The sequence below is a fragment of the Streptomyces sp. NPDC000983 genome (genome assembly GCF_040299205.1).
In the GTDB taxonomy this organism is placed as follows: domain Bacteria; phylum Actinomycetota; class Actinomycetes; order Streptomycetales; family Streptomycetaceae; genus Streptomyces.
Genome location: NZ_JBEPBM010000014.1, coordinates 99,563 through 123,359 on the forward strand (window position 1 = coordinate 99,563; position 23,797 = coordinate 123,359).

At 71.9% G+C, this 23,797-nt stretch carries 26 protein-coding genes; 17 read left to right on the top strand and 9 right to left on the bottom strand.

Going from position 1 to position 23,797, the window contains the following annotated elements; translation table 11 throughout:
• Positions 1–222: 222 nt before the first annotated feature.
• The 3 genes from ABT296_RS18265 to ABT296_RS18275 all read right to left on the bottom strand — a co-directional run bounded on the left by ABT296_RS18265 (position 223) and on the right by ABT296_RS18275 (position 2,837).
• A complete protein-coding gene (locus tag ABT296_RS18265; RefSeq protein ID WP_351928403.1) occupies positions 223–1,449 on the bottom strand; it encodes a cytochrome P450 in 1,227 nt (408 codons plus the stop codon).
• 116 nt (positions 1,450–1,565) lie between these two features.
• Positions 1,566–2,249 (bottom strand): 2-phosphosulfolactate phosphatase, encoded by a 684-nt coding sequence (locus ABT296_RS18270; RefSeq protein WP_351928405.1) that lies wholly within the window; start codon positions 2,247–2,249, stop codon positions 1,566–1,568.
• 66 nt (positions 2,250–2,315) lie between these two features.
• Positions 2,316–2,837 (bottom strand): hypothetical protein, encoded by a 522-nt coding sequence (locus tag ABT296_RS18275; protein ID WP_351928407.1) that lies wholly within the window; start codon positions 2,835–2,837, stop codon positions 2,316–2,318.
• Positions 2,838–3,795: 958 nt separating this feature from the next.
• Between ABT296_RS18275 and ABT296_RS18280 the strand changes: the two genes are divergently transcribed.
• On the top strand, positions 3,796–4,665 hold the full coding sequence (locus ABT296_RS18280) for a GNAT family N-acetyltransferase (RefSeq protein WP_351928409.1): 870 nt from the start codon (positions 3,796–3,798) through the stop codon (positions 4,663–4,665).
• A 33-nt stretch (positions 4,666–4,698) separates the two neighbouring features.
• Here the strand turns inward: ABT296_RS18280 and ABT296_RS18285 are convergent, their stop codons facing one another.
• Together ABT296_RS18285 and ABT296_RS18290 are read right to left on the bottom strand one after the other, a co-directional pair.
• Positions 4,699–4,950 carry a hypothetical protein gene (locus tag ABT296_RS18285; RefSeq protein WP_351928411.1) on the bottom strand — a complete coding sequence of 84 codons (252 nt, stop codon included), beginning with the start codon at positions 4,948–4,950 and terminating at the stop codon, positions 4,699–4,701.
• A 37-nt stretch (positions 4,951–4,987) separates the two neighbouring features.
• Entirely contained in the window at positions 4,988–5,473 is a 486-nt protein-coding gene (locus ABT296_RS18290; protein ID WP_351928413.1) for a hypothetical protein, read from the bottom strand.
• 225 nt (positions 5,474–5,698) lie between these two features.
• On the opposite strand from ABT296_RS18290, the gene ABT296_RS18295 reads away from it, so the two are divergent.
• The gene (locus ABT296_RS18295; protein WP_351928415.1) at positions 5,699–6,373 is read left to right on the top strand and encodes a DUF4232 domain-containing protein; all 675 of its coding nucleotides are present in this window, start codon (positions 5,699–5,701) and stop codon (positions 6,371–6,373) included.
• Between the two features lie 205 nt (positions 6,374–6,578).
• Here ABT296_RS18295 and ABT296_RS18300 read toward each other — a convergent pair whose 3' ends face one another.
• A complete protein-coding gene (locus ABT296_RS18300) occupies positions 6,579–6,893 on the bottom strand; it encodes a DUF6191 domain-containing protein (protein ID WP_351928416.1) in 315 nt (104 codons plus the stop codon).
• Between the two features lie 200 nt (positions 6,894–7,093).
• Between ABT296_RS18300 and ABT296_RS18305 the strand changes: the two genes are divergently transcribed.
• The 4 genes from ABT296_RS18305 to ABT296_RS18320 all read left to right on the top strand — a co-directional run bounded on the left by ABT296_RS18305 (position 7,094) and on the right by ABT296_RS18320 (position 12,026).
• Complete coding sequence (locus ABT296_RS18305; protein WP_351928418.1) at positions 7,094–8,749, top strand: serine/threonine-protein kinase; 1,656 nt, start codon at positions 7,094–7,096, stop codon at positions 8,747–8,749.
• Positions 8,746–9,531, top strand: coding sequence for a hypothetical protein (locus ABT296_RS18310; protein WP_351928420.1), 786 nt, complete (start codon positions 8,746–8,748; stop codon positions 9,529–9,531). Before ABT296_RS18305 ends, ABT296_RS18310 begins: the two co-directional genes overlap by 4 nt.
• 144 nt (positions 9,532–9,675) lie before the next feature.
• Positions 9,676–10,080 carry a hypothetical protein gene (locus ABT296_RS18315; RefSeq protein ID WP_351928422.1) on the top strand — a complete coding sequence of 135 codons (405 nt, stop codon included), beginning with the start codon at positions 9,676–9,678 and terminating at the stop codon, positions 10,078–10,080.
• Positions 10,081–10,736: 656 nt separating this feature from the next.
• Positions 10,737–12,026 carry a hypothetical protein gene (locus tag ABT296_RS18320; RefSeq protein ID WP_351928424.1) on the top strand — a complete coding sequence of 430 codons (1,290 nt, stop codon included), beginning with the start codon at positions 10,737–10,739 and terminating at the stop codon, positions 12,024–12,026.
• 334 nt (positions 12,027–12,360) lie between these two features.
• Here the strand turns inward: ABT296_RS18320 and ABT296_RS18325 are convergent, their stop codons facing one another.
• Positions 12,361–13,332 carry an SRPBCC family protein gene (locus tag ABT296_RS18325; protein WP_351928426.1) on the bottom strand — a complete coding sequence of 324 codons (972 nt, stop codon included), beginning with the start codon at positions 13,330–13,332 and terminating at the stop codon, positions 12,361–12,363.
• Between the two features lie 3 nt (positions 13,333–13,335).
• Entirely contained in the window at positions 13,336–14,229 is an 894-nt protein-coding gene (locus ABT296_RS18330) for a histone protein (RefSeq protein ID WP_351928428.1), read from the bottom strand.
• A gap of 145 nt (positions 14,230–14,374) precedes the next feature.
• Between ABT296_RS18330 and ABT296_RS18335 the strand changes: the two genes are divergently transcribed.
• Genes ABT296_RS18335 through ABT296_RS18370 form a run of 8 tightly spaced genes read left to right on the top strand, consistent with a single transcriptional unit; the run spans position 14,375 to position 18,147 of the window.
• Positions 14,375–14,737: a gas vesicle protein GvpO gene (locus ABT296_RS18335; RefSeq protein ID WP_351928430.1), complete on the top strand. Its 363-nt coding sequence runs from the start codon at positions 14,375–14,377 to the stop codon at positions 14,735–14,737.
• Between the two features lie 32 nt (positions 14,738–14,769).
• On the top strand, positions 14,770–15,252 hold the full coding sequence (locus ABT296_RS18340; RefSeq protein ID WP_351928432.1) for a gas vesicle structural protein GvpA: 483 nt from the start codon (positions 14,770–14,772) through the stop codon (positions 15,250–15,252).
• 2 nt (positions 15,253–15,254) lie between these two features.
• Positions 15,255–15,968, top strand: coding sequence for a GvpL/GvpF family gas vesicle protein (locus tag ABT296_RS18345; RefSeq protein WP_351928434.1), 714 nt, complete (start codon positions 15,255–15,257; stop codon positions 15,966–15,968).
• 12 nt (positions 15,969–15,980) lie between these two features.
• A complete protein-coding gene (locus ABT296_RS18350) occupies positions 15,981–16,235 on the top strand; it encodes a gas vesicle protein GvpG (RefSeq protein WP_351928436.1) in 255 nt (84 codons plus the stop codon).
• A gap of 20 nt (positions 16,236–16,255) precedes the next feature.
• On the top strand, positions 16,256–16,690 hold the full coding sequence (locus tag ABT296_RS18355; protein ID WP_351928438.1) for a gas vesicle protein: 435 nt from the start codon (positions 16,256–16,258) through the stop codon (positions 16,688–16,690).
• The gene (locus tag ABT296_RS18360) at positions 16,683–17,507 is read left to right on the top strand and encodes a GvpL/GvpF family gas vesicle protein (protein WP_351928440.1); all 825 of its coding nucleotides are present in this window, start codon (positions 16,683–16,685) and stop codon (positions 17,505–17,507) included. The genes ABT296_RS18355 and ABT296_RS18360 overlap by 8 nt, the downstream gene beginning before the upstream one ends.
• Entirely contained in the window at positions 17,504–17,737 is a 234-nt protein-coding gene (locus ABT296_RS18365) for a gas vesicle protein (protein WP_351928442.1), read from the top strand. Before ABT296_RS18360 ends, ABT296_RS18365 begins: the two co-directional genes overlap by 4 nt.
• Positions 17,734–18,147: a gas vesicle protein K gene (locus ABT296_RS18370; protein WP_351928444.1), complete on the top strand. Its 414-nt coding sequence runs from the start codon at positions 17,734–17,736 to the stop codon at positions 18,145–18,147. The genes ABT296_RS18365 and ABT296_RS18370 overlap by 4 nt, the downstream gene beginning before the upstream one ends.
• A 30-nt stretch (positions 18,148–18,177) precedes the next feature.
• Here ABT296_RS18370 and ABT296_RS18375 read toward each other — a convergent pair whose 3' ends face one another.
• Positions 18,178–19,482, bottom strand: coding sequence for a ferredoxin reductase family protein (locus ABT296_RS18375; RefSeq protein WP_351928568.1), 1,305 nt, complete (start codon positions 19,480–19,482; stop codon positions 18,178–18,180).
• 320 nt (positions 19,483–19,802) lie between these two features.
• Between ABT296_RS18375 and ABT296_RS18380 the strand changes: the two genes are divergently transcribed.
• From ABT296_RS18380 to ABT296_RS18390, 3 genes are all read left to right on the top strand, one after another.
• A complete protein-coding gene (locus ABT296_RS18380; protein ID WP_351928446.1) occupies positions 19,803–21,872 on the top strand; it encodes a DUF4139 domain-containing protein in 2,070 nt (689 codons plus the stop codon).
• Positions 21,873–21,880: 8 nt separating this feature from the next.
• Entirely contained in the window at positions 21,881–23,440 is a 1,560-nt protein-coding gene (locus ABT296_RS18385) for a mucoidy inhibitor MuiA family protein (protein ID WP_351928448.1), read from the top strand.
• Between the two features lie 112 nt (positions 23,441–23,552).
• On the top strand, positions 23,553–23,795 hold the full coding sequence (locus tag ABT296_RS18390) for a DUF6411 family protein (RefSeq protein ID WP_351928449.1): 243 nt from the start codon (positions 23,553–23,555) through the stop codon (positions 23,793–23,795).
• Positions 23,796–23,797 lie beyond the last annotated feature (2 nt).

Consider the following 23,797-nt stretch of genomic DNA (forward strand, 5'->3'; position numbering starts at 1 on the left):
GGAGCGGTCGGCGTCCTCGCAGAGCGGTCGGCGTCCTGCGCGGAGCGGTCGGCGTCCTCGCAGAGCGGTCGGCGTCCTCGCAGAGCGGGTCCCGTCCTCGCGGAACTGATGGCGTCCTGCGCGGAGCTCATGGCGTCCCGCGCGGAGCGGATCGCGTCCTTCGCGGGCCGGGTGCAAGGGCCCCGGTCCGCGAAGGCGGCGGTGTGATCGGCTCGCGGTGCGTCAGTCGGCGGCCGGGGTGAAGCGGACCGGCAGCGACTGCGGGCCCCGGGTGAACACGCCCTGCTCGACGGGGTCGAAGCCGTCGGCGAGACGCAGGTCGGGCATGGCGTCCAGGAGTTGGTTGATCCCGACCTCGACCTCGGCCTTGGCGAGCAGCGCGCCGACGCAGAAGTGCCGGCCGAGGGCGAAGGCGAGGTGGTCGGCGGCGGCGGAGAACGCCGACGTCGTGGTGAGGTCCTCGCGGAAGATGTCGAACCGGTCGGGCTCGCTGTAGCGCCGCTCGTCCCGGTTGGCGGAGCCGATGAGGCAGGTGACGGTCGCTCCGGCCGGGATGACGCCGCCGCTGACCTCGACCTCGGTCGCCGACTGCCGCATGATCATGTGGACCGGCGGGGTGTAGCGCAGGGTCTCGGCGAACGCGGCCGGTATCAGGCTCCGGTCGGCGCGCACCGCCTCCAACTGCTCGGGGTGGAGAAGCAGGTTGGCGAGGATGCTGGCGATGGCCTTGTCGGTGGTCTCGCCGCCGGCGGCGAGCAGCAGGCTGCAGAACGCCTTGATGTCCTCGTCACTCATCCGCACACCGTCGACCTCGGCGGCGCACAGGCGTGACAGCAGGTCGTCGCCCGGCTTCTCGCGGCGCTCCTGGATGATCGGGATCATGTACTCGGCGAACTCCACCCGGGTGCGTTCGCCGGCCGCGGTCACCTCCGCGTCGCCGGAGAGGTTGCCGAGGAAGGCGATGACCGCCGTGTACCAGCCGTGGAAGCGGGCGTGGTCGGCCTTGTCGAGTCCCAGCATGTCGGCGATGACATTGACCGGAAATCGGGTTGCGTAGTCGCTGACGATGTCCGCGGAACCGGTCTTCCGGAAGCCGTCGATCAACTCGCGCGAGTTGTGCTCGATGACCGGGAGGAAGTTGTCCTGCAGGTCGCTGCCGCGGAACGCGGGCGCCACCAGAGCCCGGCGGACAGCGTGCTCACGTCCGCTGAGCTGGAGGATCGTCTTGCCGTGCACCGGCTCCAGCTGCCAGTTGTAGTTGTCGGTGGTGAATTCGGACTTCTTGTCCTTGAAGACACGTTCGACATCCTCGTAGCGGGAGAGGATGTAGCTCTGCATGGCCTCGTGCCAGATCAGGGGCTCGTTCTCCCGCATCGCCGCATAGATCGGGTAAGGATCCTCGGCGAACTGGGGCGACAGGATGTCGGGGAGCTGCTGAGCAGCGGACACGGCACTCCTCGGGGTAGGTGCTTGCGCTCGTCAACCAGATTAATGATCTTTCGCTGGCTCAAACAGCCCAGTCCTGGCCGAAGTTGAGCGGATGTCCGAGGACGCGCCCGGTCAACTCACCTACGGGGTACGGAATGCGGTCGCAGCACCGTCGACCCGTCCTCCTGGCCGGCCACCATGGCGAAGGGGAACCGGTCGAGTTCGAGGCAGAGTGCCACGTCGTCGGGGTGCGCGCCCTGCCGTACCCCTTCGGTGAGTTCGGTGGCGGCGCGCGACGCGGCGGCGCGCCGCAGGCACTCGGAGGCGTCCGCCTCCGTCCCACCGGCCCGCCCGGCGATGTACCGGGCGCACGCGAGGTCCTCCTCGGCCCGGCCGTCCTCGCCGGTGACCACGAAGGTGACCCTGTCGGCCTCGACGGACTTGAGTACGAGCGCCGTCGCCTCCGCGACCACGAACCCGGCGCACAGGACCAGCGACGCGTCCTTCACCGCGAGCGCGCCGACGGTCCCCGCGGTGGTCTTCTGCACGACCGTCCGCCCACCGAGGTCCGCGGAGCGCAGCAGGCCGGGCGAGTTGACGGCGTCGAACCCGGGCGCGGGCGGGCCGTCCTTGAGCGCCACCCATCGCGGATGGCGGTCCTTGAGTTCGAGGGCCTCCTCCAGGGACCCGGCGAGGACGATCCGCTCGGCTCCCCGGGCGAAGGCCCACGCGGCCACGGTGTAGGCCCGCATGACGTCCACCACGACGGCGACGGTGGGGACTTCGGCCAGATCGGGGATACCGAGGAAACGAGCGTCCATGGCCGCCATGATCGCGCGGAGCCACTCCGGTCTCCACCGGATATGCGCGTCCGCGGGCCCCCCGGCTCAGGGGTTGCGCAGGGTGAGGGTCACGTCGGCCTTGTCGTCGGGCTGTCCCTCGTTCCAGTTCTGCACATGTACGTTCTTGGTCGTGCTCTGTCCCGGGAAGAGGAACTCGTTCCCGAAGGCGGCGACCCCGTCCCGGTCGGTGGTGCTGGCGCTGGTCCCCTCGTACAGCTCGACGGAGCCGTGGGTCACGCGGATGAAGCCGCCCTGTTGGTGGGTGAGGCGGAAGTGCACCTCGACCCTTATCTCGCCGCCGCACTTGGCGGAGATGGTGAAGTCCCTGGGCTTGCCGACCTCGACGGGACCGAGGCTCAGCGGGAGGCTGCCGTTGCAGCGTTCGTTCCGGCCAACGCTCTCGTAGTCCATGGTGCGGAAGGCGGCGTTCCCGCCGACCGTCCGCTGGTGGTTCGCCTCGGCGCTCGTCGCCAGTGCGGGCACCGCGAGGGCGGCCACGACGGGCAGGACGAGCGCCTTGCGGAGCGCGGATCGGTGGGCGCCGCGGCGCGTACCTGTGGCGGACACGACGGTTCCTCCCGTCGAGGTGCTTGCAAGAGGTGCGGCCCAGCCGCTCGGATCCCCCTCCTCTTCCACGCTACGCCCGGGGCGAGCGGCTCGCATGTCGGGTCGGGGCGCCTCAAGTGCCCGCGCCGAGGCGCGAGTTGCCCTCTGCCCAGCCGTTCTCCACACGCCGGGCCGCGGCCACCGGTTCGGCGGGCAGTCCGCGGCCGGCGCAGACGTGATCGAGGAGCAGGGCTCGGTACGAGTCGTTCGGCAGGTCCGGGGACGGTTCCCCGGGTTCGTCCAGGGCCGTGGCGGAGCCCGTCAGCGCAGAGGGTGAACGACCTGTCGGCGAGGCCGCAGGTCCGCAGCAGGATCGCCATCCTGGCCGGCGCGTCCGGCGTCGGCCGGTCCGCGGCGACCGTGTCGACGGCCCGGAACCAGGGCCAGGGCCGTTCGCGCGCGCCGTCGGTGTCCCGGTCGTGGCCGTAGTCCGTGATCCGCATCCCGGCCTCGGCGAGTGCGTACGCGCCGACCGCGCCGAGAAGGCGTGCGTCGCCGAACCACGGGGCCTCGGTCCAGGCGATGTCCGGCCGCTCGCGCGTGACGGACCCGATGCCAGGGCGGCTCCGTCCATGTCGCCTTCGAGGAAGCTGACGCACGCCCGCGCCGGCACCGTCCGCAAGGGTGTCGGCCCCTTCGAGGACTCCGGCCGGCTCCGACGGCCGGTCCCGCCACAGCTCGGCGAGGACGGCGTAGGGCTCCGGGTGCTCGGGCGACGAGGCGACGGCACCCGCCAGGTAGTGCACGGCCGCCGCCGGGTCGCCCCCGCACTTCGCCAGCACCCTGGCCGGACCTGTTCCGCCCGCTACCGCTCTCGTCGACATCTCGCGAGGCTGTCCCCGGCGCGGCCTTCCGCCTTCCCCATCCCCTCACCGCGCGTGGACTGCCGTGGGCCACACGCATCGGGGATCATGAAGGCATGCACTCCGACGACTGGCATCTCACCGACGACGTCGACGACCTCCTCGCCCGAGCCGGCGACTTCCTGCGCTCGCGGCCCGCCCTGCACAACACCCCGCTGACGGAGATCGAGAAGATCCGCACACGCGCCGCGGACGCCCGCCGTGCCGAGGGCGCGGCCCTGTTCGGCCGGCTGGAGGCGGACGGCGAGGTGCGCGCGGTCTTCTACCGCACCCTGCGCGGCTACCTCAACATCACTCCCCTGCCGGCCGGACAACTCGACACGCTCGCGGCCCACTTGACGGCTCTCGGCCACGATCCCTCCGGCGTGATCGCGGAACACGCCACCGCCACCGCCTTCGCCGAGGCATGGCAGCGGCACACCGGCGCCGAGCCGGTGCCCTTCTGGCGGACCCATCTGTACCGTCTCGGCACCCTCGACTCGCCCCGGAGCAACGGCCGTGAGGCGCCCGCGGCCGACCCGGAGCAGGTCGTGCGCTGGTGCCGTGAGTTCTGCGTGGAGGTCGGGGAACAGATCTCCCTCGATCTGATCGACGCCGGTTCCTGGTCCGAATCCCGTTTCGGCGACCGGCACTTCACCATCTGGACGACCGAGGACGGCACCCCCGCCTCAATGGCGGCGAGGACCTCGCTCGTCGGCGGCGTGATCCGCGTCGACCCCGTCTACACCCCGGCCCCACTTCGGGGCCACGGCTACGCGGGGGCCGTGACGGCGGCGGTGAGCCGGGCGTCGCTCGCGGCGGGCGCGACGGACGTGGTCCTGTACGCGGACCCGGCCAACGCCACGAGCAACGCCCTCTACCAGCGCCTCGGCTTCGTCCACCGGGCCGACTTCACCGGCTACCGGTTCTCCGGCGGCAGGACCTGAGCGGCTCTCCCGCCGAGGTCTGCCCCGGAGCCATCACCGGCTGCTGTGGGCCACGGGCCGGTCATTGCAGGGGCCTCGGCCTGGGCGGGGTCGGAGACACTGAGGACGACCCAGTCGGCGCCCCCGGTTGGACATCTCCAGGCCGACCATGCGGTCGTGGACGGCGGAGTCGTGGGCGAAGTCGTCGACTCGGCCACTCTCCCGGCCGGGGTGGTTGAAGCCGGCGACGGCGTCCATGTCGAAGAGCCAGTCGAAGTACGCGCTCACGCCGGGCGCCGGCGACATGTCGACACAACTGTCGGAGAACCGGACAGGCGGCGCGCTACGACCCTGAGCGCAGCCCCAGAACGCTGTGCTCCACCACGCCCGCGGGAGCGTCACTCACCCCCGTCGCCTGCGCGGTCAGCTCGCGCAGCCCGGCCCGGAGACTCTCCGCGGGCTCACCGAGCAGGATCGCGCTGATGACGAGTTCCAGCGTCAGACAGTCGTACGCGTCGCTCCTGCGGCGATAAACGGTCCCGTCACCCTCCACCACCGCGGCGACGATCCTCCGCCCGCCGCCGGGCACCTCGGCGAAGGTCGCCTCGTAGACACCGCGCCCGGTCCAGCTCCGGTGCATGAACAGGGCGTCGCCCTCGGCGAAGACGTTCCACTTCTCGTCCATGTCCTGAGCGCGGTACCCGTGCCGTATCCGCTCCCATTCCCCCTCCGTCCAGACCCGGTCCGGCAGTTGGGAGAGTGTCGCTGGTGCGCTGATGGGGTGGAGCCGCCGGAACGTCTCCCGGGTCAGCGGGGTGTCGGGATTCATGCGGTGATCCTACGGACGCGGGGCACCACGGACGAGCAGCCACCGTCGCACCGCCCTTTCCCCGGCCTCGCCCCGACATCCGGGCGACCCGCACCGACCCGTGCCGCGTTGTCGCAGTGTCACAGACCTGTCCGCAAACAGATCTCGATCCGTCTGAGCAGGCGAAATCCGGGCCCGCGTACGGCACGATCACCGCAACATTCCGACTCCCCGGGGGACTCGCTCATGGCTCGCACCGCCACCGCCCGCCGCACCACCGCCGCCCTCGCCGCGCTCTCGCTCGGCATCCTGGCCCTGACCGCCTGCAACGAGGGCACCGACAAGGACTCGTCCGCGCCCGGCGCGACGGCGAGCCCCTCCGCCATCGGGGACACCGACGACGCCTCCCCCAGACCCTCGACGGCCGCCCCGAGCGACGGGGGCGGCGAGGCCGCCTCCCCGGACAGCGGCGCCGGTACCGCGACGCCGACGGCGGACGGGGCGGGCGACGACCAGGACGGCGGGGTCGGCATGTGCGAGACGACCGACCTGGCCTACAACGTCACCGTCGCCTCCAAGCCCGTCAACCACGCCCTGCTCACCGCGTCCAACAACGGCGGCGGCCCCTGCCTGCTGCCGGCCAACGACCTGGTGATCACGATCCCCGCACTCGACGGCGCCGCCGAACACATGGGCCCCACCGGCGAGGACTGGCTGCTGAACCCCGGGGAGAAGGCCTACGCCGGGATCCTCTTCTCCCGCGCCGACACCCCGGGCGGCAAGAGCGCCACCCAGGTGGAGATCGCCCTCACCGCCGCCGAGTCCCCCTCGACCGTCACCGTCAACGGCGGCCCCGTCACGGTCAACGACACAGCGGTCACCAGCTTCTTCGGCACGGCGGAGGACGCGCTCACCTACTGAGCGCGCACCCTCGGCGCCGGCGCGGCGAGAGCCCCGGAGGCTAGGGTCCTTCTGATGGATCTCCGTGGCAGAAGGAGCGGCGTTCGGTGCGTGCGCTCGGCGTGCGGCGTGGAGGGACAGGTGGCGGAGCCACCTGTCCCTCCACGCCGTGCGTCGAGAGTGCGTGCCGGGCGTCGCGACGCCGCGGAGATCCATCAGAAGGACCCTAAGCGCGGGGCAACCGGACGACCGCCGTGCCGGCGGTCAGGTCGACCGTGGTGGTGTGGGGCGGGGCTCCGTCGTCCTGGTTGTCGGGGAGGATCAGGGCCGACTGCCGTTCCTTGAGTTCGTTCTGCTTGCCCGCGGAGAGGGTGGCGTGCAGTTGTTCGAATCCAGTCGCGGATATCTGACCCTGCCGGGCGCCGTTGCGCCACGGCAGCACTCCGGCCCGGCCCGCGCGCAGCAGCAGCTGGTCGAGGAAGGCCAGCAGGGTCAGCAGGACGACCAGGCCGGGCAGGGTCATGAAGAAGACGAAGTGCACGCCTGCCAGTGTCCCGGGCGGATCGGGGGCAGCGGTACCCCCTGGAGCGGCGCGGTCGGCGTCCGGGGCCGCCGGGTCACGGTCGGGGTACACCTCGGCGAAGCCTCTGGCGCCGCAACCGGGGCGGTCGAAAATGTGTCTCTGACCGCGTGGCGTGGTCGCCGTGGAGCACACGGGGGCTCCTGCGCTTGGGGGATGCGATGAGTACATGGGAAGTACCGGGATACACCGAGTCGTTCGAACTGGGGTCCGGAGCGAGCGGGCGGGTCGTCCTCGCCGTGCACGAGGAGACCGGGGTTCCGGTCGCGGTGAAGTACCTCAGTGAGTCACTGCGCACCCGGCCCGGCTTCGTGTCCGACTTCCGGGCCGAGGCACGGCTGCTCGGCGGGCTGGAGAGCCCGTACGTCACCGATCTGTACGAGTACGTGGAGAGCCCGCACGGCGCCGCCATCGTGATGGAGCTGGTGGACGGCATCTCCCTGCGGACCCTGCTGAGCCGCAACGGGCCGCTGGACCCCGAGTCCGCGCTGGTCCTCCTCAAGGGTTCGCTGCTCGGCCTGGCCGACGCCCACCGTGTCGGAGTCGTCCACCGCGACTACAAGCCGGAGAACGTCCTGGTCGTACCGGACGGTTCGTCCAAGCTCGTCGACTTCGGCATCGCGGTCGACTCGGGCACCGCGGCCGGCGTGGCGGGCACACCGTCCTACATGTCGCCGGAGCAGTGGACGGGTGCGCCCGCCTCACCGGCCGCCGACGTGTACGCCGCCACCGCGACCTTCTTCGAGTGCCTGACGGGCCGCAAACCGTATACGGGCGACAACTTCGCCGAGCTGGCCCTTCAGCATGTCGAGGCGCCCATCCCGGCCGGGGACGCGCCCGAGGCCGTACAGGAGCTGGTCCGCCGGGGTCTGGCCAAGGACCCGCAGGAGCGGCCCGCGCAGGCGGCCGAGTTCGTGACGGAGCTGGAGGCGGTCGCCGGCGCCGCCTTCGGCGCGGGCTGGGAGGAGCGCGGCCGGGGCAGGCTCGCCGCGCTCGTGGCGCTGCTGCCGCTGCTGCTGCCCTCGTCCCGGGGCGCGCCCCGGAGCACCACGGACGCCGCGCGCACGGTGCTGCCCCAGGGGCCGGGTCCGGTCCCGGCGCGGTCCTGGCGGCCCGGCAGGCCCGGCGTCCTGGTGTCCATCGCCGCCGTCGTCCTCGGGATTCTCCTCACGTACGGCATTCCGCTCGACGCGGGCAACGCCGCTCAGGAGTCGGCCGAGGCGCTGGCCACGACCGGCGCCCAGCCGGTCACCGGGCCGGACGGCACCGGCGCTCCGACGTCCTCGGGGTCGCCGTCCGCGTCGTCCTCCGTGTCGGGGAGCCCGTCGGCGTCGCCGAGCGAGTCGCCCTCCGGCTCCCCCGCCACCGGGTCCGCGGAGCCGTCCGACTCGGCCACGCCGCCCGAGGGCGAGGAGACCACGACCCCGCCCGGTACCACGCCGACCGCCGATCCGCCGACGACGACCACCGCTCCCCCGTCGCCGGCCGCGCCCGCCGTGAAGGACGTCGCCGTCACGGCGTTCACCCAGACCGGGTCCACGACGGCGTCGGCAGGCATCACCGTCGTCACGGACGGCACCGGGCCGATCACCATCACCGTCTCGTGGTTCACGAGCGACGTCAGTGGGCGGCTCGGGTCCCCCGACGGCGCGTCGCAGACGTTCACGCGCAGCGGGTCCACCCAGTACTCGCTCAGCGTCGACCACACCTTCCAGAACACCGGCTGCTACTGGGCGGTCCAGGCCACCACCTCCCCGGCCTCCGCCGACGGAGGCGCCTTCGACCAGCTCCTGACCAGAAGGTGCACGATCGGATGACAGACCGCACACTCCCCGCAGGCGAGGACCGGGAACCGACCCTGGACCTGACCCCCGCCGAGGAACCCACGAAGGTCATGGCACCGGCCGGGGAACCCACGAAGGTCCTCCCGCCCGCCGCGGACCAGGCCGACGCGCCCGCCGACTCCGTCCCGGGCGCCGACGCCGACGCCGAGTACAGCGCGACCGTGCTCGGCAGCCACTGGATCCAGCGGCCCGAACCGGAGACGACGCTCGTCGAGGACCCCTCATCGGCGACCCGGCCCTCGCCCCCGCCGGACCGGGTCGAGGGCACCGTGCTGCGGTTCGGTCCCGGCGTCACGGCGGCCGTCGCCCACCGCACGCACACGACGCTGCCCGTGGTGACCGCGCCACCCGCGCCACCACCACCCGCGCGGTGGCGAAGACACGCCCTGCCCGCCGTGGTCCTGCTCTGCGTGCTCGCCTTCCTCGCCTGGCAGCGCCTCGGACCGTCCGTCGAGGTGCGCTCGGTCGCGGTCACGGCCCGGCCCACGGCTCTGGGCTGCGACAGCACGGCCGACGTCATCGCCGTGGTCAGGACCAACGGCCGGCCCGGCACGCTCTCCTACCGCTGGACGAGAAGCGACGGCACGTCCTCCGGTGTGCTCCGTGAAGTGATGGTCCCCGGCCAGAACCAGGCACGGCTTCAGCTGAAGTGGACTTTCCAGGGCAAGGGCCTGCGCGCGGCGCGTGCCGAGCTCCAGATCATCTCCCCGGCGCGGGAAACGGCGTCCGCGCAGTTCACGTACGCCTGCTCCTGAGACTTCATCCGGAGCCCCGGCGTCCGTCGTGTTCACGGTTGGCTCACAATCCGAAAGCGGGAAGTCACAGAATCGACACTTCCGGTACACGGACACGCCGAGCAGCGCAATGATGCCCCTCCGTAACCGTGACCAAGGGGGATCATGCGCACCCGCACCGCCGCCATAGCCATCAGCGCGCTCGCCTGCGCGCTCAGCGCCTGTTCCAGTACAGAAGAACCCAGCGCCAAGCCCGAAGCCACCCAGAGCGAGGTGTCCCAGCAGGAGAAGGACCAGGCCCTCGCAGAAGCCGGCATTCCGCCCGAGCCGACCGGCGCGGACCGCCAGGCCCTCCTCGACGCCCTCGCCGCCGCGTCCCCGGACGTCGTGGAGCACGAGGCCGAGGCGATCACCGCCGCACGCAACCAGTGCTCCGCCATCAACGGCGGGGCAGGGATGCTCGACCGCCTCGCCGCTCAGCGGTTCACCTACAAGGATGTGATCACGACGGAGGAACAGGCGACGGCTATCAACGAGGCGCTGAAGTCCTCGGGCTTCTGCAAGATCTGACACCGCCTCCCGGCGTCGGCGCGCGGCACGCAACGACGTGCCCGCGCCGGCGTGACGCCGACCGCGCCCGCACACGGCACGCGAGATGCGGCGCGCCCGACGTGCGGCCGTCGACCTCCCGTGATCCAGAGCCAGTTCCCGGTCGGAACCATGGCACCGCCCACGCTCGCCGTGATCCCTGGCACACCTTTGGCGACTCTGCGCAAGCGGATCCGTTACTCTGCGCGACAATCTTGTTCGTGTCCTACGCAGCCTGCGGGTCCCGCGACCCGCCGGAAGGTGCCGACATGCCCGCATCGTGCTCCGCACCCGGATTCGCCGACGAGCTGACTCCCGGTGGACTCGACCGCTGGAACCAGGTCATCGAGGAGGAGTCAGCAGCCTCGAATCCCTCCACGGAAGCCCGTACTTCACGCTCGAACCAGGTGACGCCAACGCCCAGCGCGTGCCCGTCACCTGGTTCGGAATCCCCGCGGAGCCAGAGTTCCGCTTCGACCAGACGACGGCTCGCCGGCTCTCCGACTGGGGCGTGCGCGGACGGCGCGCACTCCACAACGAGTACTGCGAGTACGCCGTCGTCACCGCCCCCGACCCACAGGGCAATCTGCGTCGAGGGAACTGGAGCGGCTCGCCCCCGGCACCAACCCCAGTCGCCGGTGGCCCGGTTCCACGCGGCCGCGGCCGAGGTGCTCGCCATCGCGGTGGACGAGATGCGCCACCTGAGGTGGGTCAACGAGATCTTCGGCGTGCTCGGCCGGCCGCACCGGCTCGACCCGCCGCCGCTCGGCATGGTCATCCAGCCGCAGCCCGGCCGGGCCTTCGAGCTGCAGCGGCTCACCGCCGCCCAACTCGACTGGTTCGTCCAGGTGGAGAAGACCAGCGACGGACTCAACCCGGACGGCGTCGGCGGCATGTCCGTGCGGCACGCCCACCTGATCAAGCTCATCATCGACGAGGTCGTGAACCACTTCGAGCGCTTCAAGGCGGTCAAGGAACACCTCGCGGGGTTCTCCGAGGACGAGTACCTGCGCGAGCTCGACAGGACTCCGGACCCGGTCGACCGGCGGCTCCTGAAGTTGGCGGACCTCAACTACGCCGTGCTGATTGACACGATGAAGGAGACCCTCGCCCTCGGCAACCGGGCCGGCGGAGTGCTGATCGAACACGCCCGGCGGGCCATGACCAACCTCCGCAAGGTCAACCACCGTCTCGCCGCCCGCGACGTCGCGCCCCGCTTCCGGCTCCCGGCACCGCCACCCGTCCCGGAACTCGCCGACGGCCGCGCCACCCTCGCCGCCGCCCGGTCCGCGCGGCAACTGCAGGAGACCATGGCCGCCCTCGACGGCACCGACCTGCGGGCCATGATGACCCGTCACCGGGCGGCCACCGAGGCCCTGATCGCCGACCTCATCCTTGTGAGGACGTGCGACACCGGCCATCGTCACGATCGCCGGATCCGAACTCGCCGAACTGACCTGCGGTTGGCTCCTCCTGGCGCGCGGTCACCGGGTCCGGCCCCGGCCCCGGCCCTTGAGCGGGCCCCGCCCGCTGCTGCCGGGCGACGACACCCTCGCGCTGCTCCACGCCCTGCGGGGATACCGGGAGGCGGACGGCCCGACGGCCGACTGCCACCGCCTCACCCACCGCCACGCACGCCGGACAACCGCCAGCGACACCGACCCGCCGCTTCCTCGACCGGCGACGGTGGTGGACTGCGCCCGGTTCGCGGAACGACTGCTGACCCGGCTCATGAAGCGGTACCCGGACGCGGTGGCGGGCGCGGAGCCCGAACCACTCCCACGGTCGGAGTCGGCCGACCCCCGGTGGACCGTCACAGCCGGCCCACCCGGCCACGACGGCGCGTACCGGACGGCCGGGCGCCGCCACCTGCTGGCCCGTACGGCACCGTGCGCAACCGGCCAGGACGACACCACGGCCCGCCTTGAAGGTATCGACGCGGCAAGGCTCCACCACACCCCGGCCACCCCGCCAACCGGCCGGAGCCCCGGCCTGCTCCACGTCGGCGCGGGCGCCATCCGCTACGTCCCCCTCAGTGGCACCGGCACCACGCAAGCACTGCGTACGGCCGCCCTTGCCATCGCCGTCATCGACTCCGCCGCCGCGGGCACGGGCGAAGCGGCTGTGCGCCCACTACTCCGCCCGCCTGCACGCCGCCTTCCGCGACCATCTCGGTACCTGCGCGCAGCTGTACCCGCAGGGGTTCGTCACCACGACGGCCTGGCAGCACGAACTCGCCGCCTGCCGACGGTCGACCGGGCTTCACTGGTCCTCGTCCTCGTCCTCGTCCTCGTACTCGTCCTCCCCTTCGGCGTATTCGTCCTCCGGCGCTTCTTCCTCGTCCTCGCCGGACTCCTCCTCGGGTGCCTCGTCCTCGGCCCCTTCCTCGTCCTCGTACTCCGACTCCTCCGCTTCTTCCTCCTCCACCGCCTCCTCGTGGGTGCGCACGACCTCACCGTCGCGAATCTCACCGCGCCAGCCGTCCGGAGTCTCGTCCGACAGCGTCACATAGCGCTGGAAGTGCTTGGCGTCGAGCCTCAGCCGGCGTCCCTGAGCCCGCCAGATGTTGCCGGTCTTCTCGAAGAATCCCGAGGGGTAGTACTCGACGACGAGAACGATGTGCGTGAGCGTGGGCGTCACTTCGTGGAAGCTGACGCACCCTCGGGTGCTGCCTTTGGCACCCTCCGAAGTCCACGCGATGCGCTCGTCCGGAATCTGTTCCTGGACGGTGGCCTTCCAGGAACGTGTGGACGGGCCCACCTTCACCTTCCAGTCGCTGTCTCCCTCGCCCCCCTGGGACACACTGCGCACGCCTTTGGTGAAGGAGCTGAACGCCTCGAACCGGGTCCAGTGGTCGTAGGCGACGCGCACGGGTACGCCCACGTCCAGGTGCTCGATGATGTTCATGGACTTGGCGGAGCCGGACTTCTTGCCCTTGCCGCCGCCGAACAGATTCGAGACCTTCTCGGTGGCGCTGTCCTTGATGCTTTTCGCCTTCTCCCCGATCAGGGCTTTCAGCGGATTGTCCCCCTTGAGGACTCGCGCGCCGACCTTCGGCAGCACGCCGCCGTTCTCCGCCACGTCCTGCAACTGGTCGGTCAGGCCCTCCATTTTGTCGCCCGCCGCGTCCGCGAGCCGCTCCACTTGCGCGCCGAGGAAGTCGACGACTTCCTCGCGCAACCGGTCAAGGCCGGAGGTTTCATCCCGGCCGGTCTGCTCTGCCGTCTTGGCCATGGCCTACCTCCGCCGCGCGGACGCCCTCTTGGCCGTCGTCTTCTTCGCGGTCGTCTTCTTCGGGGCGGTCTTCTTCGCCGCGGTCTTCCTGGGGGCGGCCTTCTTGGCCGGAGCCTTCTTCGCCGTGGTCTTCTTCGCCGCGCTCTTCTTCGCCGGAGCCTTCTTCGCCGCGGTCTTCTTGGTCGGAGCGGACTTCTTCGCAGCCGGCCTCTTCGCCGGGGGCGACTTCTCGGCCGGTGTCTTGCGTGCCGAGGGCCTGCGGGGCCCGGAGCGGGACGGCGAGCGCTTGGCCGTACGGCGGCGCGGCGCCTCTTCCTCCTCCTCTTCCTCTTCGGGCTCTTCTTCCGGCTCTTCTTCTTCCGGCTCTTCCTCCGCCGCCGCTTCCTGTTCCGGCTCCTCCTCGTCCGGTTCCTCTTCTTCGTCCGGTCCTTCGTCTTCGGGGCCTTCGTCCTCAAAGCCTTCGTCCTCCGGCCCCGCGTCCTCAGGCTCGAACTCCCCTTCCTCCTCCTCCTCGTCCTCGTATTCCGCTTCCTCGTCCGGCTCGTACTGCTCTTCCCCCTCTTCGCCGGCCCCTTCCCCCTCCGCACTGCCGATCCGTGCGGTCCGCTCGTGGAGGACGTCGGCGAGGTCGGCGAGCTTGCGGTCGGCGGCCGCCATGAAGGCCTTGCGGCCGGCGTCCTTGAACTCTCCGCGCACCTGCTCTCCGAGGTCCGCGACCTGCGGGATCTCCTGAAGCTTGCGCAGCCCCTCGGCGGCCAGCTGCCGGGGTTCCAGCCCGAACCGGCGGCCCGCGAGGTAGGTGGCGAGGCCGAAGGCGAGTTTGCCCTTCTTGGTCCGGCCAAGAACGTAGCCACCGGCTAGGGCGGCAGCGAGAGCGATCTTCGTCGAATCGTTCATCGATCATTCCCTCCGCGAGCCGCTCCGGCATCGCCGGCGGCTCGCGGCCGCCAACGGCCCATCGCGGCACAATTTCAAGATGTATATGGTGAAATAGTACATTCGAGTGACAGTGAGGTGCCGCTCCAGCGACGGAGTTGGGAATATGCCCGCGTCAGACAAGAACGGCACGGGGAGTGGCAAGCGCCCCTCCCGCAGTGACGGCAGCGCACGCCGCGCCCGCAGTAACAGCACCAGTAAGCCCGCGACACGCTCGGCGGCCTGGGCCATGCGCTCGGCCGCGGGGCAGCTGGAGGAACTGCTCGGGCGCACCCCGGAGTCGGTTTCGGCAATCAAACCGACGGATGACGGGTGGGAAGCGGATGTCGAGGTACTCGAACTGGAGCGGATCCCCGAAACCACCAGCGTGCTCGGTACCTATCACGTGACGCTGAGTGCGAGGGGCGAACTGCTGGCGTACGAACGGACTCGTCGCTACACGCGCGGCCAGATCGACCGACGCCATTGAAAGGCACCTAGGGGTGGGTGAAGGGAGGCGCCATGACTGTGGTGCCACAGGGCGGCGGCGGTGTCTCGCGCGGCAGCACGAGCAGTCTGTACGACGTCCTGGATCTGATTCTCGACCGCGGTCTCGTCATCGATGTCTTCATCCGGGTGTCCCTGGTCGGCATCGAGATTCTCAAAATCGACATTCGTATCGTCGTGGCCAGCGTGGACACCTACCTCCGCTTCGCCGAGGCGTGCAACCGCCTCGATCTGGAATCGGGCAACAAACAGCCCAGCCAGCTCACCGACATAGTCGGCGAGATCACCGAGAGCGGGGCCGAAGGCAAGACCAGCGGGGTCCTGAGCGGCGCCGCGAAGAGCGTCAAGAACGCCCTGACCGGTGGCGACGACGAAGAGGAAGCGACGGACGAGGAGGAAGGGACCGGGGCGGCCGAAGGCGAGGAGGAGCCCGAGGAGGAGCCCCGACAGCGGCGGCGTCGACCGGCCACCAGGGCTTCCCGGCGGCAGAGGGAGTGACCATGGCCGTCTACGTGTACTCCATCACCTCGAAGGACCACCCGATGAAGCTGGACGGCGTTGAGGGTGTCGGCGATCCTCCCGCCACTCTGCGCACGGTGAGTGCCGGAGTGCTTTCCGCCGTCGTCAGCGACGCCCCGGAGGGCCTGCGCGCCAAACGGCGTGATGTGCTGGCCCATCAGGAAGTCCAGGAGCGGCTGATGGCCGACGGCGCCGTGCTGCCGCTCCGCTTCGGCATGACGGCCGAGAGCGAGGACGACGTCCGCACGGTCCTGGAGGAGCGGGCGGGGGAATACCAGGAACGGTTGCAGAGCCTGGAGGGCTCCACCGAGTACAACCTGAAGTGCTCGTGGGAGGAGGAAGCGCTGCTGCGCCGGATCCTGCTGGAGAACGACGAGGCCCGGGAACTCAACACGGCCATCCGTGGCGGCTCCGGCTCGCACGAGATGTCGCTCGCGCTCGGTGAACTCGTCGCGCAGGAGAGCGAGGCGCGGGAACAGGCCCTGGCCAACGGCATCGTCGAGGCGATGCGCCCCTACACGCGTGACAGTCGCCCTTCACCACCTGGCCGCAACGATTTCCTGAACGTGTCCTTCCTGGTCGACGCCGACCAGGAGGAGATGTTCCTGGCCACCGAGATCAGCCTGGCCAACCAACTGGGCGAGGAGTTCGAGCTGCGACTGCGCGGACCGCTGCCCCCGTACAGTTTCGTCTGAGAGGTACGGCTCATGGGCCTGCTGACGCAACTCCTCACCTTTCCGCTGGCGCCCGTGCGGGGCGTGACCTGGGTCGTCGACCAGGTCGTCGAGGCAGCGGAACGGGAGTACTACGACCCCGAGACCGTGGAGCGGGAACTGGCCGCGCTGGAGCGCGAGTTGCTCGAAGGGCGCATCGACCAGGCGGCCTTCGACGAGCGCGAGGACCAACTCCTCGACCGCCTCGAAGAGATCGCGGCCTACCGGCGGGGCGACCCCACTGTCTGAGCTGAACCGAGGTGCTTGCGGTGTCGGACTCCCCAGCCAACCGGCTGAGCGCGTACCCCTCCCGGGCAACGGCTCCCTACGGCCCCGAACGCGGCTCCACGTCCAACTTGGCCGACATCCTGGAGCGCGTTCTGGACAAGGGCATCGTCATCGCGGGGGACATCCGGATCAACCTCCTCGACATCGAGTTGCTCACCATCAAACTCCGGCTCATCGTCGCCTCCGTGGACAAGGCCAAGGAAATGGGCATCGACTGGTGGGAGCACGATCCGTCGCTCTCCTCCCGCGCCGACGACCGAGCTCTGGCCGAGGAGAACAGACGGCTGCGCGCGGAGATCGAGAACCTGACGGGCGAACGGGAGCTGCCGTCCGACGGGACGGGGTCGACGGCCGGACGCCGCCGTCCACCGCGCAACTCCAACACTCGACGAGCGAACAGGGCCACCGATGAGTGACGAGGTCTCCTACGCCTACGCCGTCATGGGCACCGCGGAGGGACTCACCACGGCGCTGGAAGGCGTCGCAGGCGTGGCGGGAGCGCGCGTTCGGCTGGTCCCGGGCGGCCCCGGTGACGCCCTGACGGCCGCGGTCAGTTCGGTCCCCGCCGGGGACTTCCAGGAGAGCGCCCTACGGCGCCGGCTGGAGGACCTGGACTGGCTGGAGGTCGTCGCCCGCGCCCACCACACCGTGATCGAGTCCCTGGCCCCGCACACCACCGTGCTTCCGCTGCGACTCGCCACGGTGTACCTGGACGACGGCCGGGTGGCGGCGATGCTGGAACAGGAGGCGGACCACCTGTCGCACGCCCTGCGGCGACTGGCCGGACACCTTGAGTGGGGTGTGAAGATCTACGTAGAGCCGCGGCCGGACACGGGGAACACCGAGGCGCCGTCGGCGGCCGACGCGGCGGACGGGCTCAGTCCGGGCCGGGCCTATCTGCGGGCCCGTCGCTCCCAGCGGCACTCTCGTGAGGAGAGTTACGAGTCGGCGCGGCATGCCGCCGAACGTGTCGAGGCGATCGGCGCCGTGATGGCCGCGGGCCATGTCCGGCACCGGGTGCAGCAGGGGCAGCTCGCCGTCGGCACCGGGGAGAACGTCGTCAACGACGCCTACCTCGTGCCGGACGAAGCGGCGGTGGAGTTCCGTACGCGCGTCCTTGAAGCCGTCCAGGGCCTGTCCGGCGTACGGGTCGACGTCACCGGCCCCTGGGCGCCGTACTCCTTCGCCGCACCACCGGGCGCGCAGGCCCCGGCGACGGACCGTGCGCCATGACGGGCATGGAGCCGATGCACGGGAGCGAGCCGCTGGCGCAGCGCCAGGTGGCGCTCATCGACCTGCTCGACCGGCTGCTCAGTGGCGGGGTGGTCATCACGGGGGACGTGGTCCTGTCGATCGCCGACATCGACCTGGTACGGGTCTCGCTGCGGGCCCTGATCGTCTCCGTGAGCACCGAGAACCCTTCGCCGTGGGCGACGCCCGCGCTCCCTGAGGACGCCTCGTGACGGGCCCGGACGCCGGCCGGCGTCCCGGTCGGCCGGATCGCCTGGCCGAGGTCGCCGACGCGGCGGCCCAGGCCTTCCGGCTGCTGCCCGCGGTGGCGGAGGACTGCCGGGCTCCCGGGCCGCACGCCGTCCGGCGTATCAGCAGCGACCCCGACTCGGTCGAGCGGGGCCTGGTCAGACTGGTTCTCACGCTGGTCGAACTGCTGCGGCAGCTCATGGAGCGCCAGGCGCTGCACCGCGTCGACCAGGGGGATCTCACCGAGGAGCAGGAGGAACGGCTCGGCTCCACTCTGCTGCTCCTCCACGACCGCATGGCCGAACTGTGCGCCGACTACGGCCTGACCATGGAGGACCTCAACCTCGATCTCGGTCCGCTCGGCACACTGCTCCCTCCGGCCGGCGACGACTGACCGGCATACGGTGAAGCTCGTGATCGCCGGTCAGGCCAGGCCGAAGCGCTCCGAGTGCACCTGCCGTGCGGGGACGCGGAGTTCGCGCAGGCTGGCCAGGACGGTCTCGGTCATGGCCGGCGGGCCGCAGACGTACACGTCGCGGTCGGTGAGGTCCGGGACCAGGTGGTGCAGGGCGCCCGGGCCGAGCGGCGGCGCGGCGGCGTCGCCGGTCCGGCCGGTGACCAGGTGCAGCCGTCCGCCCCGCCGCGCGACCAGGTCCCGCACCTCGTTCAGCAGGACGGCGTCGGCCTCGCTGCGCACCCGGTACACCACGACGACCTCGCCGGCCGTGTCCTCCTCCAGCATGGCCCGCACCGGCGTGATGCCGACGCCCCCGGCGATCAGCAGCAGGCCGGGGCGGCTGCGGTGCAGCGCGGTGAACGCGCCGTAGGGGCCCTCGACGAAGGCGCGGCTGCCGACCGGGATGTTGCGCAGGCCGGCGCTGGTGTCGCCGACCGCCTTCGCCGTCAGACGCAGGCCCCCGGGGCCGGGCGCCGCCGAGAGGGAGAAGGGATTGGCCGTCCACCAGTTGTTGTGGCCGGGGAAGCGCCAGACGCAGAACTGGCCCGCACGGGCCGGGTACTTGTCGAGGTGGCGGCCGGAGACGTGGACGGTGACGACGTTGAGGGACTCCGGTACGACGGCCGTGACCCGGAAGCCGTGGTAGGCGTTGCGCCACACCGGCACGGCGACGCGTCCCACGAGGAGCGCGCCGAACGCGAACAGCCACAGGAACCACCAGTAGGCGGTGGCGAACGTGGAGGAGGCGAAGGTCGTCGTCTCCTCCAACTGGTGGACGAACGCCAGCCCGAGGGCGACGTAGAGCAGCAGGTGCAGGCCGTGCCAGACCTCGTAGCGCAGGCGGCGGCGCAGCGGGCGGGTGGAGATCGCGCCGATCACGACGATGAGGGCGGCGGCGAGCATGCCCAGCAGGGAGGCGGTGACGCCGCTCAGGGCGACGAACGTCTTCGCCATGGTCGTGTCGTCGAGCGTCGCGAAGCCGAGCACCACCAGCGTGGCGTGGGTGAGGACGGTCCACAGCAGCAGGAAGCCGTTCCAGCGGTGCCAGACGGTGAGCCGGTCCATCCCGATCCGCCGGTCCAGCCACGGCAGCCGGGCCACCAGCAGCAGTTGGAAGAGGATCAGCAGGGCCGCGTGCACTCCGAAGAACTTGGCGACCGTGAGGATGCCGTTCTTGCCCTCACCGGCGCTGAAGAACAGCGCCTCCACGACGGCCACGTTGGCGAGGACGAAGCCCCACATCACCCAACGCGCCGTGTCCACCGGAGCCATGGTGCTCGTCCGCACCGTGCCGCTCGCCGTCATGATGACTGTCCCCCGATCCCCCTCGGCCGCGCGCGGCACGCGCGGACCCATGTGCACAAATGCCCTGAAGATCGAGGATTTCGGCCGAATACACACCTCGATCGCGTAAGGATACGGCTCCCGGGCCCGGTCCGTTCACAGCGGAACCGACCAATCTGACCGCGGGCGGAGGCACATGCCGGTGCGGCGCGAGCCGGTACGCGCCCTCGGGATGCCCGGGGAACGCTTTCGGCCACCGCGGTGGACGCTAGGCTTCGCCCGGTACGGACATGACGGGGGCTGAACGTATGAATTCCGAGGGGACACCGCGCTGGACCTCGACCCTGGACGGGGTCGTGGTGTACGCGCAGGGCGCCATGTGCAGCCGGCTGGCGCGGGGCACCGTGCCGGACGGGGGGCGGGTCCGGGTCGCGGGTCTGCCCCGCTCCATGGACCCGGGCTCCCTGCGGGCCCGCGTGCTCGGCGGCTCGGGTGTCCGGGTCACCGAGGTACGGGTCGAGGTGGACGCCGAGCCCGCCGCCACCGGTTCCTCCGACGAACTGCGGCGGGAGGTGGAGCGGCTGCGCGACGCCCACGCCGCGGTGCAGGGCCGCCACGAGCGGATGCTCGCCCGCATCCGGGAGGTCTCGGAGCTGCGTCCGGTGCCGCCCCCGCGCAGACGTGACGACCCCCCGCACCGGCGGACTCCGGCCGCCGCGTGGCTGACGCTCGCCGATTTCGTCGACGCACGGCTGACGGCGCTGCACGGCGGCCTCACCGAGCTGGAGACGGAGCTGCACCGGGCCGAGCACGAACTGACCGTCGCCGCCGACCGGCTGGCCCGCAGCTCCAGCGACGCCCCGGCCGCGCACGTCGACACCACGGTGTGCGCCGTCCTGACGCTCGACGGTTCGGGCGAGGTGGAACTGGAGTTGGAGTACGGGGTTCCCGGCGCCGTCTGGGTTCCGGCGTACCGGCTGGCCTACCGGCAGAGCGCGGACTCCGGCGGCCTCGTCCTGCGCGCCTCCGTGGCGCAGCGCACCGGTGAGGACTGGACGGGCGTACGGATCGCGCTGGCCACCGCCGATCTGCGGCGCCGCACCGATCTGCCGAAGCTGCGCTCGCTGCGGATCGGGCGCCGTCAGCCCGTCCCCGCGCCGTCCGGCTGGCGCGAGCCTCCGGCGGGCCTCTCCGACCTGTTCACCGGGTACGACTCGGTCGGCGCGCGGCCTCGGTCCCGCACGGCCGCCGTTCCGTCCGCCGGCGGAGGGGCGCCGGTGCCCCCGGCCGTCGGCGGCGCTCCCCTGCTGCCTCCCGCGCCCATGCCCGCGGTGGCGCCGTCGTACAGCGGCGCGCCGCCGCGCCCCGCGGAGCCGGGCGGTCCCCCGCCGCAGGCGCAGTCCGTGGACCGCTCGATGCCCGTCTTCGCGGCCGCGCCCCCGCAGCGCCCCGCCCGCCCCCGCGGCGCCGCCCCCACCGCTCCGCCGCCGCCCTCCGGTCCACTGGCCCCGCCGCCCCCGGCGCCGCCCGCCCCGGTGACCGGGCCGCCGCAGCCCACCGGCGACGAACTCGACTACGCCGCGCTCGCGCTGAGCGGCCCCGAGGAGCCCGCGAACCGCCGGGGCCGGCTGTTCCCGGGCACGACCCAGGACCTGGTGGCCGTCGAACACCGCCGCCGCGCCGAGACGGTGGCCTCGCTGCCGCTGCCCGGCCACGCCGTACGGCCGCGGGTCTCGGCGGGCTCCTTCGACCACCGCTACGACGCCGTCGCCCGCGCGGACATCCCCTCCGACGGCGTCTGGCACACCGTCACCATCGGCGAGATCCCGGTCGGTCTGCGCACCGAGTACCTGTGCGTCCCGTCCGTGGAGGAGCGGGTGTACGGCACGCTCGTGCTGTCCAACGCCACCGACCAGGCACTGCTCGCGGGGCCGGTGGAGGTCACCGTCGACGACGACTTCCTGCTGACCGCCGCGCTGCCCACCCTCGCGCCCGGCGGAGTGCGCCGGATGGGGCTCGGGCCCGCGGAGGGCATCCGGGTCACCCGGCGCACCCACCTCAACGAGTCCACGGCGGGCCTGCGCAACAACGTCACCGTGCTGGAGCACGGGGTGCAGGTGGAGGTCGCCAACCGGCTCGCCCGGCCGGTCTCCGTCGAGGTGCGTGAGCAGGTGCCGGTCACCTCCGATCCGGACGTGAGGATCGAGGAGCGCGCCGACTGGACCGTCCCGGACGACGAGGGACCCGACCAGCACGCACCCGGCACCCGTCTGTGGCGCGTCGAGCTGCCGCCCGGCGGCACCGCCGCCCTGCGCGGCGGCCACGAGATCCGTATCCCGGCCGCGAAGGCCCTGGTCGGCGGCAACCGCAGGAGCTGAGACACACGATGCCCACGGATCCGGAACTGATCCCCGCCCCCGTCGCCGCCGTCACCTGCCTGGAGGACCGCGCCCAGGTCGAGCGGACCGTCGACCTCGACCTGCCCGCCGGTGTGACGCGGCTGCGCCTCGGACCGGTCAGCGCGCTGGCCGTCGACCGCACCCTCCACGCCGAACTCGACGACGGCAGCCGCGCCCGCGTCCTCGACGCCCGGATCGTCCGCGCCTGGACGCCCCGCGGCCCGGGGCCCGCCGACGACGACTCCGAGCTGCGCCGACGTGCGCACGCCCTGGAGGAGGAGCGGTTCACGCTGGAGCAGCGCGCCGACCGGCTGCGCGCCCGCCTCGACCTGCTCGGCCGCCTGGCCGCCGATCTGCTGCGCGAGGTCGGCGAGGGAGCCGGATCGGGCGAGGCGGACACGGCCCGCTGGACCGAGGAACTCGACCGGGTGGACGGTGAACGCGACGAGCACAGCGAGCGGTTGCGGCGTACCCAGGCCCGGCTCTCGGTCCTCGGCACCGAGCTGCAGGAGACCGCGCACGCGATCGTCCTGTCCGAGCAGCGGCCCGCCGAACTCCTCGGCCACGTCGAGGTGACCCTGCGCGCCACCGAGGCCGGGCCCGCCCGGCTCAGGCTGAGCCACCTCGTGCCCTGCGCCCTGTGGCGGCCCGCCTACCGGGCGGTGCTCGACGCGGACACCGTGACGCTGGAGACCGACGCCATGGTGTGGCAGCGCACCGGCGAGGACTGGTCCGGCGTACGCCTGACCCTGTCGACGGCCCGCTCCGCGCTCGCCAACGAGCCGCCGCGCCTCACCGAGGACCGGCTGACGCTCACCGACCGCTCGCCCGCCGAGCGGCGCACGGTCGAGGTGGAGCTGCGCGAGCAGGAGATCACCGAGCTGGGCCCCGCCCCCGTGCTCGGTCTGCCCGGGGTGGACGACGGCGGCGAGACCCGGGTGCTGCGCTCCCCCGCGCCGGTCTCCGTGCCCTCCGACGGGCGCGCCCACCGCGTACCCCTCTCCTCCGTCTCCACGCCGGCGAGCAGCGAGTACGCCTGCTCGCCCGAGCTGTCCGAACTGGTCACCCAGGTCGTGCGGTTCGACAACACCTCGGGGCACGCGCTGCTGGCCGGCCCCGTGGACCTGGTGCGCGGCAGCGGGTTCGCAGGCCGGGGCGCGCTGGACTTCACCGCCCCGGGCGCGCCGGTCGAGCTCGCCTTCGGCAGCCACGACGACTACCGGGTGGTGCGGCAGACGGACGAGACCCGCGAGGTCGGCGGGCTGACCCAGCGGACCACGGTCACCCGCACGGTGCGCCTGCACCTGTCGCGCTTCACCGCACCGGGGGCCGAGGGCGACCGGACGGTCGTGGTGCGGGAGCGGGTCCCGGTCTCCGAGGTGTCGGCGGTGGAGGTACGGCTGCGCAAGGACGCCTGCTCGCCGGCCCCCGACGCGCTCGACGAGGAGGGCATCGCCCGCTGGGACGTCGCCCTGCCGCCGGGCGGCCGCCGCACGGTGACCCTCGTGTACGAGCTCTCGGCGAGCGGCAAGGTCAGCGGGCTCTGACCGCCCCGCGCACCCCTCGGCTCCGGTCGCGGGGTGTGCGCGGCGGAGTGCGGGGCAGTCGGTGGTGCAGGGGCCGGAAGGTCCGGTCCGCCACCGAGACTTGGAGTCCGAGATGGTCATCGGCATAGTCGTCGCCGCCTGCGTGGTCCTGGCCGTGCTCGCGTTCCTGCTGCCCCGTCTGTCCCGTCACCCGCAGAACGGCGCCCAGCGCGGCCTCGGCGCGGGTTCCCGGGCCGGCTCGAAGGCGCCCGGCGCCCTGGGGCGGCTGCTGAGCAAGCCGTTCAGCTCCAGCTCGCGGGCGATGGGCCGCAGCGGGGGTGCCGGGCGGCGGGCCCGCGGCCGGATGCCGTTCTGAGC